Annotated in this window: 11 protein-coding genes; all 11 read right to left on the minus strand. The window is 63.2% G+C overall.

The window, feature by feature from the left end; genetic code table 11:
* Positions 1-74: 74 nt before the first annotated feature.
* Positions 75-1,661, minus strand: coding sequence for a flagellin (locus ACREP4_RS15335; protein ID WP_431597063.1), 1,587 nt, complete (start codon positions 1,659-1,661; stop codon positions 75-77).
* A 67-nt stretch (positions 1,662-1,728) separates the two neighbouring features.
* Positions 1,729-2,931: a flagellar hook-associated protein FlgL gene (gene flgL, locus ACREP4_RS15340; RefSeq protein WP_431597064.1), complete on the minus strand. Its 1,203-nt coding sequence runs from the start codon at positions 2,929-2,931 to the stop codon at positions 1,729-1,731.
* Positions 2,931-4,808: a flagellar hook-associated protein FlgK gene (flgK, locus tag ACREP4_RS15345; RefSeq protein WP_431597065.1), complete on the minus strand. Its 1,878-nt coding sequence runs from the start codon at positions 4,806-4,808 to the stop codon at positions 2,931-2,933. The genes flgL and flgK overlap by 1 nt, the downstream gene beginning before the upstream one ends.
* Positions 4,809-4,819: 11 nt before the next feature.
* Positions 4,820-6,010 (minus strand): flagellar assembly peptidoglycan hydrolase FlgJ, encoded by a 1,191-nt coding sequence (gene flgJ, locus ACREP4_RS15350; RefSeq protein WP_431597066.1) that lies wholly within the window; start codon positions 6,008-6,010, stop codon positions 4,820-4,822.
* Between the two features lies 1 nt (position 6,011).
* Positions 6,012-7,124 carry a flagellar basal body P-ring protein FlgI gene (locus tag ACREP4_RS15355; RefSeq protein WP_431597067.1) on the minus strand — a complete coding sequence of 371 codons (1,113 nt, stop codon included), beginning with the start codon at positions 7,122-7,124 and terminating at the stop codon, positions 6,012-6,014.
* An 8-nt stretch (positions 7,125-7,132) separates the two neighbouring features.
* Positions 7,133-7,822: a flagellar basal body L-ring protein FlgH gene (flgH, locus tag ACREP4_RS15360; protein WP_431597068.1), complete on the minus strand. Its 690-nt coding sequence runs from the start codon at positions 7,820-7,822 to the stop codon at positions 7,133-7,135.
* A gap of 19 nt (positions 7,823-7,841) precedes the next feature.
* Positions 7,842-8,627: a flagellar basal-body rod protein FlgG gene (gene flgG, locus ACREP4_RS15365; RefSeq protein ID WP_431597069.1), complete on the minus strand. Its 786-nt coding sequence runs from the start codon at positions 8,625-8,627 to the stop codon at positions 7,842-7,844.
* A 539-nt stretch (positions 8,628-9,166) separates the two neighbouring features.
* Positions 9,167-9,916, minus strand: a complete 750-nt coding sequence (locus tag ACREP4_RS15370) for a flagellar basal body rod protein FlgF (RefSeq protein WP_431597070.1) — start codon at positions 9,914-9,916, stop codon at positions 9,167-9,169.
* A 161-nt stretch (positions 9,917-10,077) separates the two neighbouring features.
* Positions 10,078-11,298 (minus strand): flagellar hook protein FlgE, encoded by a 1,221-nt coding sequence (flgE, locus tag ACREP4_RS15375; RefSeq protein ID WP_431597071.1) that lies wholly within the window; start codon positions 11,296-11,298, stop codon positions 10,078-10,080.
* A gap of 31 nt (positions 11,299-11,329) precedes the next feature.
* Positions 11,330-12,001 carry a flagellar hook capping FlgD N-terminal domain-containing protein gene (locus ACREP4_RS15380; RefSeq protein ID WP_431597072.1) on the minus strand — a complete coding sequence of 224 codons (672 nt, stop codon included), beginning with the start codon at positions 11,999-12,001 and terminating at the stop codon, positions 11,330-11,332.
* Between the two features lie 26 nt (positions 12,002-12,027).
* Entirely contained in the window at positions 12,028-12,435 is a 408-nt protein-coding gene (flgC, locus tag ACREP4_RS15385; protein ID WP_431597073.1) for a flagellar basal body rod protein FlgC, read from the minus strand.
* Positions 12,436-12,438: the final 3 nt, after the last annotated feature.

Raw genomic sequence — 12,438 nt, forward strand, 5'->3', positions numbered from 1 at the left:
GCCATGCTCGGCACGGGGCTTTACTGAGAAGACCGCGGTGGAGTCTGACTCCGCTCCACCCGCACTTCTTCCTTTTACTTCAACAAGCTCAGTACGTTCTGCGGCGACTGATTGGCCTGCGCGAGCATCGCGGTGCCGGCCTGCTGCAGGATCTGCGTGCGGGTCAGCTCGGCCGTTTCCTTGGCGTAGTCGGTGTCGCGGATGCGGCTGCGTGCGGCCGACAGGTTCTCCGACGAAGTGTTGAGGTTGGCGATGGTCGAGGTGAAGCGGTTCTGCACTGCACCCAAGTCAGCGCGAGCCGAGTTGATTGCCTGCAATGCGGCATCCATCGCTTTCAGGGCGTTGTCAGCGCCCAACGAGTCGGAGATATCCATATCAGCGAAGCCCGTCTCAGGGGTGCCGGCTGCCCATGCTGAACCAATTGGAGTGGTTGGTGCCGGGACAGTGGTGCCAATCGCGCCGGTGGCACCTACAGCCAAGCCGGTGGCGGCGAGCAGATCTGCGTCCGCGGTGGCGGCGCTGCCGATTGCGGCGACAGAGATGTTGCCATCAAGGGAGGACAGCACCAGCTTGCCCGCATCCAGCGAGGCGGTGATACCGGTGTTGTAGCTCTGGTTGTTGATGGCTTTCACCAAATCGCTGGCGCGCTGGGCTGATCCACCTGCGGCCGGGAAGTTGATGGTTGCCGAACCTTTTTCACCGGCCAAGGTGAAGCTGCCAGCGATGAAGTTGGCGGCGACATAACCAGTAGCACTGTCAACGGCAACCGCGCCGCCGAGCACAGAGGCGCCGGACCCACCGATGGTCACCGCAGCGCCGTTGTTTGTGATTGCGCCAGAAGTGGCCACCTGTATGCCATTGGCGCCGCCGATCGAGGGGTCGCTGTTGATGGCGGCGGCAATGTTGGCTAGCAGTTTGGTACGTGCATCGGCATCACTGGTGCCGTCGGTCACGCCTGCGACCGATACCGTCTTGCCGTTGACAGTCAGATTGAGGCCGTCGTAACTGAACGGTGCTGTTGCACCATTCGGGGCTTGGAAATCAGCCGTGTCGATGGTCCCGGCGGTGGCGTTCGGGGTGCCCGCATCGGCGCCGCCGGTAGCGTTGACTGACGGCAGGGATGCGGGGTTGTTTACCCGGGTCCAGTTGCCCAATTCATTGATGTTGGCGTTGGCGATCTGGGCGATGTTGATCACCTGGCCTTGGTCGGCGCCGACCTGGAAGGCCTGGTTCTGGAAATCACCATTGAGCAGCGGGGTGCCGTTGAAGTTGGTCTGTTCTGCGACGCGCTGGATTTCAGCCTTCAGCAGCTGCACTTCGGCATTCAGTGCCTCGCGGTCTGAAGCGGAGTTCGTGGCGTTGCGCGACTGCACGGCCAGCTCACGAATGCGCTGCAGGTTGTTGCCGATTTCGCCCAGCGCGCCTTCAGCGGTCTGCGACAGCGAGATGCCGTCATTGGCATTGCGTGCAGCCTGATCCATGCCGCGGATCTGGGTGGTGAAACGCTCGGAAATTGCCAGGCCAGCGGCGTCGTCCTTGGCGCTGTTGATACGCAGGCCCGAGGACAGGCGCTGGATCGAGGTAGCCAGGCTGGAACCGCTGGTGTTCAAGTTGCGCTGAGCGTTCAGCGACATGATGTTGGTGTTGATGATCTGTGCCATGGGGTCGTCTCCGTTGTGCTCGGTGCCTTGCGGTGTGGATTGGCAGCTGCGCTGCCGTTGATTTGGATCAGCGGATCATGTTGAACAGCGACATCGACTGCATCTGACTGAAGATGGTCTGTGCCGCTTGCAGCGCCGCGCCTTCGAGCTGGTATTGCCCAATGGCCTCGGCGTAGTTGAGGTCACGCATCTGCGAGAGCGAACTCTTGAGCGTGACGGTGTTGGCTTCGCGTAATGACGCAGCGTTGTCGATGGCGATGAGCTGCGCGCCACCGGCAGCCCGTGTATCGATCATGGTGTTGGATGCTTGGCGGACGTCGCGGATGCTGGCCTGCAATGCGTTCTGCTGGGCAGCACGCGCGGCCGGCGTGGACGTATCCATCTGCAGGGTCTGCACCAGATTGTCGATGGTGCTGAACACATCACGTGCCGCCGCCGTGCCGGTGGTGAATTCGTCACCTACGGCAGGTGTGCCGTCGATACGCAGGCGCAATCCCTCAAAGACGATGTCTTCGCCGCTGGTGTAGGTGCCCGTGCCCACGACGGCATTGTTGGCGTCCACCACTTCATAGGTATCGGGCGCGGTGAAACGCAGCGTGTAACTGGAGCCATCCCAGCCACCGGAGCCGTCACGGCTGACGTCGGTCAGCACGGCCTGGCCGGTATTGGTGCTGGCAGCGCGCCCATCGACCGTGCCATCGCCGGTGCGGATGCGCATGAATATCTCGCTGCCGGGCAATGCATCTTTGACGAAGGTGCCCGGCGCCACTTCTACCTGGCGCTGGGTCTGATCACCGTTGTAGCTGACCACGCCGTTGGTCAATGAGAACGGCGCACTCGCATCGGCGGCGCCGCCGAACAGATAACGACCGGTGCCATCGGTGGTATTGGCCAGTGCCAGCATTGATTCCTTGATGGACTTCAGCTCGTTGGCCACCGCTTTGCGGTCTTCCACCGACAGCGCGGGGTTGTTGGCTTGGACGGTGAGGTCGGACACGCGATTCAACATCTCGCCGGCCTGCGCCAGCACGTTTTCCTGCAGACCCAAGCGGTTCTGCACGGTGCTGGCGTTCTTGCCCAGTTGCTCCAGTTCGGCCAGCACGCGATCCATGCCGACGGCAGTGCCCGAGGCAACCGGGTCGTCCTTGGCGGTGACGATCTTCTTGCCGGTGGCAAGCTGCTGCTCCAAGTGCGAGAGCTTGCTCTGCTTGGACAGCATCAGCGCCACGGACTGGTCGTACATCATGTTGCTGGAAATACGGTTGCTCATCAGCCCACCGCCTTGAGGATTGTCTGGAACATGGTGTCGGCCGTGGAGATCAGCTGCGATGCGGCTTGATAGGCCTGTTGCAGTCGGAGCATGTCCGCGGCTTCTTCGTCGAGATTGACGCCGGAGATCGAGTCCCGGCCGGCCTTGGCGTTGTCATTGATCACCTGCTGCGCTTTCAGCGAGTAATCGGCTGCGCGTGCCGCCGAGCCGACCTGTGTGGTCAATCCGCCCAGTGCGCCATTGAGTGTCACCGTGCCGCTGTTGAACGCCTTGGCGTCTTCGACGTTGGCCAACCGCGATGCGTTGCCGTTGTCGCTGGAACCCGGCGCGGTCTTGCCAACGCTGAAGCTGTCGCCCGCCGCAGGCTTGCCGTCCAGCACCATGCTCCAGCCATTGGCGCTGATGGCCTGGCCGGGCGTATAGGCAAACGGCCCCGCACCGTCGATGGTGTACTGGTTGGCATCAATGAATTCGATGGTTGCCGGGTTCAGCAGGGCAGGGTTGTTGGCGTCAAGCACGTCCACCTTGCCAAGCACACCCGTCCCGGTATTGCTGACGTCTGCCGATGCCTTCACCGGGTTGGCCGCAGCGATGCGCGATGGATCGGTGATGGCGACCGACAAACCACTGGTAGCGGCAGCGGTCGGCTGCAACAGGAAACGGTCGTTGGCCGAAGGCGTGCCATCGACTACGAACTGCACGCCATTGACGACGAACGGGTCAGCAGCACTGCCGGTGCCGGTCATCGCCACGCTGGCGCCGGTGTCGGCGCGGGTGGCCTCCCAGTTGGTGCCGTTGAACTTCAACAGTAGGTTCTGACCGTCCAGCGCGGTGGTGTCGCCATAGCTGGCGGTCAGCGTGGCGCCGCCGGTGTTGCCGCTGTGCGCGGTAATCTTTGGCGGGGCGAGGTTGAAGAAGTCGACGCCCATGTCGCCGTACATGTCCATGCCTTCCGCGTGGGCCTGGTTGAACGACAGGGCCATGCCTACGGCAATACGACCCAGTTCAGCCTGCGCAGGCGTCAACACCGTGTCGCGGAACTCCAACAAACCACCGATCTGGCCGCCCAAGGCTTTGCTGTCCAGGGTGACGGTCATGCCTTGGGTCTTGATTGCCAGTTGCAGGCGCTCGGGGCGATACGGGTCGGTCGCGGTGGATATCTGCGAGGCGCTGGTGCCGACCACCAGCGCCTGACCGCCTGCGGAATAGACGTTCATCACGCCGCCATCCTGGATGATCGCGGTGCCGCCGGTGTAGCCGACCAACTGAGTGATCAGTTGGTCGCGACGGTCCAGCAGATCCGGCGCAGCCGCGGCGGCATTGCTGCCGATCGCGCCGTTGAGCTGGGCGATCTCCGCCGCCAGCCGGTTGACCTCGTTGGCGCCGGCGATCAAGCCGTTGTTGACCTCGCTGTTCAACGAATCCAGGTTGGCGTTGAGCTGCTTGAAACGGCCGACCAAGGTCGAGGCGCTATCGAGTACGTTGCGGCGATCAGCCGTTGCCGAGGCGTTGGACGACAGGCTATTGATCGAATCAAAAAAGTTGGACCAAACCCCCGTCACGCCGGTCGCCGAATCGGAGAACAGCGCATCCACGCGGTCGGCCATGCCGGACAACTGTTGCAGTCGCGCCAGCTCGCCGTTGCTGTCGAGCAGGCGCGAGATGGCCAACTGGTCGGCGACGCGACGGATGTCGGTGATCTTGGTGCCATTGCCTACGTCGCCGTAGCCGACATCGGTGGGATTGCGCGTGGCGAAATCCACCTTCTGCCGGCTGTAGCCGTCGGTCTTGATGTTGGCCACGTTGTGGCTGACGGTCGCCAGTGCGCGCTGGAAAGCGAGCAGGGCACTGGTACCGGTGGAAAGAACATTGGACATGGACGTCTATCTCAACGACGGGTGGTGCCGGTCAAACCGGCGGTGCTGGCAAAGCTTTGCCCCATGCGCACGCCGGCATCGCTGATGGCAGCGACGGCGCGTTCGATGGTGGGGCCGGCAGCAATGGCGGCGATCTTGGCGGCATAAGCCGGGTCGGTGGCGTAGCCGGCGCGCTGCAGCCCTTGGGCAAAGCTGCGCACATCGGTGCCGGCCTTGAGTGCGGCCTGGTAGCGCGGGCTGTTCTTCAGCATGCGTACGTAGTCGCCAAAACTTTCGCCGACTGAACCGTAGGCGCGGAAGCTGGCGGTCTCGTTGCGACGCTGGCCATTGACGTATTCGTGGGTGCCGGTGGTGGCGCGTTCGCCGCTCCATCCGGTGGCCTTGATGCCGAACAGGTTGTGGCTGCTGTCGCCGTTGTCACGGCGGATATGGCGCTTGCCCCAACCGGTTTCCAGTGCGGCCTGTGCGACCAACGCACGCGGGTCCACGCCGAGTTCGCGTCCGGCGCGTTCGGCATGCGGCCAGATGCTGGCGACGAAACCTTCTGGTGTATGCGTACCCAGCTGGTTCGCGACGAAGTTGGCGTGGGTGGTATCCACCGCTTCGCCACGCTCAGCGGCGGAAACCTTGGTCCAGCGGTCATTGCTCATCGCCCAGTCGGGCGCGGCAAGGGCATTGGTTTGTTCGTAGGGATTGTGGCTGCCGAGTGCAGCATGCAAGTCACTGGTATCGCGACCGGCGATCAGATCCAAGGCTTGCGCTTGCGGCGTCATGTACGCCGCGCGCTCGCTCGCGCCCAGCACTTGCAGCGGATCAACGTCCATCGGAGCGTCGCTCTGCAGCGGCATCGACGCCGGTGCGGGCGCGCCGAGTTGGTAGGCACGCGCGGCGGCGGCTGGCGTGATGGTGCTGTCCAGCGCCGGCGTGTTGGCCGCATCGCCGCCGCCGAGTTGCCGCGCAATCATGGCCGACAGACCAAGGCCACGACCGCGCGTCATCGACTCGGCCATGCGCTGGTCGTACATGTCGCGGAACATCTTGTTTTCACCGGGGAACAGCGAGTCGCCGAAGCTGGCTTCACGCATGCTTTTGATCAGCATCTGCGCAAACTGGCCTTCGAGCTGACGCGCAACCTTGTCGATCTTCGCCGGATCGTTGGCGAGGGTCGGGGTCAGTTCGATGGGCGAGCTACTGATACGCATGTCAGATGACCTCAAGCTCGGCGCTCAGTGCGCCGGCCTGCTTGAGTGCTTCCAGGATGGCGATCAGGTCGCCCGGTGCAGCACCGACTTCATTCACCGCACGCACGATTTCATCCAGCGTCGCGCCGCCATCGAAGCGGAACATGCGGCTGCCTTCGTTGCTGGCGGTGATGGTGGATTGCGGCGTGGCAACGGTCTGGCCGCCGCCGAAGGCATTGGGCTGACTCACCTGCGTCGATTCACTGACGGTCACCGTCAACGAACCATGCGCGATGGCGGCCGGGCTGACCCGCACCTGCGAGCCAATCACCACGGTGCCGGTACGCGAATTGACCACCACGCGCGCCGGCGCGGTGCCCGGCGACAGTTCCACATTTTCGATGTGCGCCAGCATGCCGATACGCGCGCCGGAATCGGTCGGTGCCTGCACGGCCACGGTGACCCCATCCACGGCGCGGGCAGCGCCTTCGCCGAAGGTGGCGTTCAAGGCATTGACCATGCGCGAGACGGTGGTGAAATCGTTCTGGTGCAGGTTCAAGGTGATTTCGCCGCTGGCACCGAACACGTCGGGCAGGGCGCGCTCCACCGTGGCGCCATTCGGAATGCGGCCCACGCTGGGAATATTGACCGACATGCGCGAGCCATCCTTGCCCTGCGCACCGAAGCCGCCGACGATCAAATTGCCCTGCGCAATCGCATACACCTGGCCATCGGCACCTTTCAGCGGTGCCATCAACAACGAACCGCCGCGCAGCGACACCGCGTTGCCAATCGAGGACACGGTGATGTCGATCGGCTGGCCGGGTTTGGCGAAGGGTGGAAGCTCGGCGTGAATCGCCACGGCAGCTACGTTCTTCAGCTGCGGGTTGACGTTGCTGGGCACATTGACGCCCAGCTCACCGAGCAGATTCTTCAGGCTCTGCACCGTGAACGGCGCCTGGCTGGTGCGGTCGCCGCTGCCATCCAGGCCAACCACCAGGCCGTAGCCCACCAATGCGTTGCCGCGCACGCCGCCGACCTGTGCCAGGTCCTTGATGCGCTCGGCATGGGCGGGCAGGGCGCCGGCCACCGCCAGTACAACGAGGGCGCAGCGAATGAAAGAGAAAGTACGCATGGTCATGCTCAGAACGGCGCCAGCGCCGAGGTAAAGAAGCGGCTCAGCCAGCCCATCGAATTGGACTGCGCCATCGCGCCACGGCCGCCATAGGCGATGCGTGCGTCGGCCACCTTGCTGGAGGGAATGGTGTTGTCCGGCGAGATATCCGCCGCGCGTACGACGCCCTGGATCTGCACCAGTTCGTCGCCTTGATTCAGCCGCAGATTTTTCTGCCCCTGCACGACCAGGTTGCCGTTGGGCAGGCGCTGGATCACGGTGACCGTCACGCTACCCTGCAGGCGATTGCTCTGCGCGCTGTTGCCCTTGCCGGCGAAGTCACGTTCACCGCCTGCGGATGCGCCGAGGATGTCCTTGCCACCCAGTGTTACCGGCGCGCCGAACAAGGTCGGCGTACCGATATCGAGGTTCGACTCTTTGCTGATCGCCGTGCTGGCAGTGGTGGTGGCAGTGGTGTTTTCGATCAACGTGATGGTCAGCAGATCGCCCACGTCACGCGCACGACGGTCGCCATACAGATTCAAGCCCGGGCCGGCGGCGTAGATGGCACCGGCCGTGGGTTCGGCCGACGGCGCGATGATGGGTTGCATCGGTGCCATCGCCGGATAGGGGCGCACGTCGCCCGCCACTACGCAGCCACCCAGCAGGGCGACGACGATGGCGGCGGAAAGATGACGCAGCAAAGTAGTACAGCTCATGGCGAAATTCCTTGGCAACTCAGACGTTGTTGTTGAGATAGCCGAGCATCGAATCGGTGGTGGAAATGGCCTTTGCATTCATCTCGTAGGCGCGCTGGGTTTCGATCATCGACACCAGCTCTTCCACCACGTTGACGTTGCTGCCTTCCAACGCACCTTGCACAACGGTGCCCAGGCCATTGAGGCCGGGTGTGCCGTTCTGTGCGGGGCCGGACGCAGTCGTTTCCAGGAACAGGTTTTCACCCTTGGCCTGCAGACCTGCCGGGTTGATGAAATCGGTCAGCGTCAACGAACCGATTTCCACCGACGCCGCTTCACCGGACATCTTCACGCTGATGGTGCCGTCGGTACCGATGGTCATCGACTGCGCGCCTTCGGGCACCTGGATGCCGGGCTGCACCGGATAGCCACTGTTGGTGACGACTTCACCCTGCGCATTGATCTGGAAGCTGCCATCGCGCGTATAGGCCGAGGTGCCATCCGGCATCATCACTTCGAAGAAGCCGCGGCCATTTACCATCACGTCGAGCGCGCGACCGGTCTGCTGCTGACTGCCCTGTTCAAAGTGCTTGGACGTAGCGACCACGCGCACACCGGTACCGATCTGCAAGCCCGTGGGCAATTGCGTTTGTGCCGAGGAGGAACCACCCGGCTGACGCACCTGCTGATACAACAGATCTTCAAAGCTGGCGCGGTCACGCTTGAACCCGGTGGTATTGGTGTTGGCCAGATTGTTGGAGACAACGGCCATGCGCGTTTGCTGCGCATCCAAGCCGGTCTTGGCGACCCACAATGCCTGATTCATGGTGTGGTTCCTCTGCTACTGATGCCGGCCACGATGGCCCTTGCTGCAGTCAATGCATGGCCCGTGCCAAAAAGGGTGTCGGGATGCTGGCGCGATGTGTCATGGGCCCAGCGAAGGCGGCCTTTCGCTTCTCCGCTTGCGGGACTGCAGCCCCCTTCTTGGGGGAAGGTGCCCGAAGGGCGGAAGAGGGGGCTTTGCGTTTGCGGTTGGCTCGCAGGCGTCCGCGCCCCCTCTCCCCAACCCCTCTCCCGCGAGGGGAGAGGGGCTTTGTGGCTGCGGCTAGCTCACAGGCTTCTGAGTGCTGCTGTTGCTGTTGATCTACTCCTCTCCCCTTGCGGGAGAGGATGCCGAAGGCAGGAGAGGGGAGCGGCAACGCCGCGCCATTGCGCGGATGCTCTGCCAATCCTTCGCCCCAGGCCTCGCGTCGACGCGAGGGCGTTCAGCGAGCCGCGAGCCTGTGGTTCGCAAGCGTCTCGTTTCACCCCGTGAGGGGAGAGGGGCTTTGAAAGCTTAGGTTCTGCTGGCGTTAGTCGCAGGCTTTAACCATTCAACCGCAACAACGAATTCGCACTACGCGCATTTTCATCGCCGTGCTTGATCACCTTCACCTGCATTTCAAACTGCCGCTGCAGCTGGATCATCTGCACCAGCGCGCCGGCCGCATCGACGTTGCTGGATTCCAGCATGCCGCTGTCCAGTGCCTTGCCCTGGCGTTGCGCGAAGGGCTGTTGTGGGTCGGTGTTGCGCATCAGGCCATCAAGGCCGCGCGTCAATCGGTCGTCGCCGGCATCCACCACACGCAGACGGCCAATCATCGCCATCGTCTGCGGACCTTCGCCCAGCGGGATGATCGACAACGTACCGTCGTGACCAATCTCTATGGCTTGATGCGGTGGCACCGCGACCGGGTTGCCGTTGTCATCGAGCACGGCATTGCCTTCGGCGGTGACCAACTGCCCGTTTGGGGTCAGCGACAGTGCACCGCCACGCGTATACGCCTCACTACCGTCGCCGGACTGCACTGCCAGCCAGCTGCCCGGCTGCAGCGAGAGGTCCAGCGCGTTGCCGGTGATCTGCTGCGCGCCCACGCGGCGGTTGAAGCCTGCGTCCACATGCAACGCATCCACGCGCGACGGAAAGCCCGGCCCTTGAATGCGAAACGCCTCGGTATTGGCAAGCGCTTCCTTGAAGCCCGGCGTATCCGAATTGGCCAGATTGTGCGACACGGTGGCCTGCGCCTGCAGTGAGGCGCGGGCGCCGGTCATGGCGACGTAGAGGGCTTTGTCCATAGGGCGGGGAACCGGGAATGGGGAGTGGGGAATGACAGATCAGGTTGGCGGCAAGACAACGGGGAACCGAGAACGGAAGATCAAAAGCGCTGCACGTCATGCGAAACACACAGCGCTTAATCAACTCCCATTCCCCGTTCCCCAATCCCCGCTCCCAGCTCTTAGCGAATATTGATGATCGTCTGCGTGATCTGGTCCTGCGTGGACACCATCTGCGCATTGGCCTGGAAGTTGCGCTGGGCAACGATCATGTTCACCAGTTGTTCGGTGAGATCCACCGTGGATGCTTCCAGCGAACCGGCCTGCACCTGGCCCAGATCCGACGTGTCCGGCGCGCCGGTACGCGGGCTGCCGGAGGTGAACGTTTCCGACCACAAGTTGTTGCCTTGGTTCTGCAGGCCTTGCGGGTTGTTGAACGTTGTCAGTGCCACCTGGCCCAATGCCTTGTCATCGCCGTTGGTATAGCGCGCGTACACCACGCCTTCTTCGGAGATGCTGATCTCATTGAGCTTGCCGGCGGCGTAGCCGTCCTGGCGCGTGTCACGCATAGCGAATTTCTCGCCGTACTGGGTGGAACCAGTGACATCAAGGGTCAGGTTGACCACACCAGCGCCGGTTGTCGGGGTGAACGGATCCAGCGTGATGCGACCGCCGGCGGGGCTGACCAACGCACCGCTGTTGGAGAACTCCAGCGTCGTCGGCGCGCCTGCGGGCTGGCCATCCACGTAGTTGTGCACCTGCCATTCGTTCGGATTGCCGGTCTTCACGAAGTAGGACGTCTGCGTGTGCGCCACGCCCAGCGAGTCGTACACCGTGACGCCGCCGGTGGAGTGGTTGTAGCTGTTGGAGTCGGTCGGGTCGAACGTGGCCAGCGTCGGCTCAGCTGCATTGCCGGGCAGGGTGAAGGCCATGTTGACCAAGGTGCTCTGCTTGGGCGGGCTGTCGGTGGTCAGCAACTGCAGGTCAGTCAGGCTGCCGTCGAATTTGGTGCCGTCGGCATTGGGCGTGAACACCTGCAGGCGTGCGCCCTGCGGGTTGACCACATAGCCGTTGTTGTCGGTCTGGAAATTGCCGGCACGCGAATACACGCGCGCACCGTTCATGTTCATGGTGAAGAAGCCTTCGCCTTCGACCGCCAGATCCAGGCTGCGCCCGGTCTGGTTGATGTTGCCCTGCGAGAACTGCTGGGCCACGTTGGTCAGGCGCACACCGGCACCGACGGCATTGCTCGACAAGCCGTAGCTGGTCGAACTGAACAGGTCGGCGAACTCGGCACGCGACTCCTTGAAACCGGTGGTGTTGACGTTGGCGATATTGTTGGCAGTGACGTTCAGGTCGGCGTTGGCGGCATTGATGCCAGACAGCGATACGTTGAAGCCCATGAGGTTTTCTCCTGCGGAATGCGTGGGTGGCTCAGCTGATGCGGAGCACGTAGTCGAGCGGGGCGGTGCCCAGGCCCTTGAGGTTCAGGTAAAGGCCGTCAGCGCCGACGGTCACGCTTTCCACCTCAGCCTGCACATAGGTGTTGAGCTTGCTCTGCGCACCGTCGCTGTCGGTGTGGGTGGCAGTGATGGTGTAACTGCCCGGCGGCATGCGCTTGCCGTCGGCATCGGTGCCGTCCCACTCGAAGGACACTTCGCCGGCGGCATTGGCCGGCACGCTCAGCTGGTCCACCTTCACGCCATTGGCATCGGTGATGTCGATGGTTACCGAGCCTGCGCCGGGTGCGGCCACGGTGCCGGTAGCGCCGCCTTCGGCTTCCAGCGACAGCTTGGTCGAAGGCACCAGCACTTCGTGGCCAACCAACGCCGCGCCGCGCAGGATCTGGTCGCTGGACATCGACTGCTGGAAGCCCTGCACGGTGCTGTTGAGATCGTTGATGCCCTGCACGGTGGACAGCTGCGCCATCTGCGCAACCATCTGGCTGTTGTCCATCGGCTTGAGCGGATCCTGGTGCTGCAGCTGCGTGGTCATCAGGCGCATGAAATCGGCCTGGTCCAGCGTGTCTTTCCGCTTGGTGTTGGCTGCATTCGGCGCCTGCAGGCCGAGCGAGTTGTAGATATCGGTGTTGACGCCTGTACTCATGGCGGCGGTTTCCTTCAGAAGTGGGCTCAGCGGCCCATGGTCAGCGTGGCCAAGGCAAGTTCCTTGGCGGTGCTGAGCATTTCCACGCCGGCCTGGTAATTGCGTGAGGTGGAGATGAGGTTGACCATCTGTGCGACCGGATCCACGTCCGGTGCGTAGATGTAGCCGTCACCATCGGCCAGGGGATGGCTCGGCTCGTAGCGTTTGATCGGCGGCGCATCGCTCTGCACCACTTCCTTGACCTGCACGCCGGTGAGATTCGGGTCGGTGCGGCTGGTCACGGCCTGGAAAATGGGTTCCAGCGGGCGGTACACCGCGTCCGGCGAGCCGGCAACGGAGTCGGCGTTGGACAGATTGGAAGCGATGGTGCTCATGCGCACCGACTGCGCCTTCAGCGCGGAGCCGGCGATATCGAAGATCGGCAGATTACTCATGGC

This window comes from Stenotrophomonas sp., assembly GCF_050737575.1.
Classification (GTDB): domain Bacteria; phylum Pseudomonadota; class Gammaproteobacteria; order Xanthomonadales; family Xanthomonadaceae; genus Stenotrophomonas.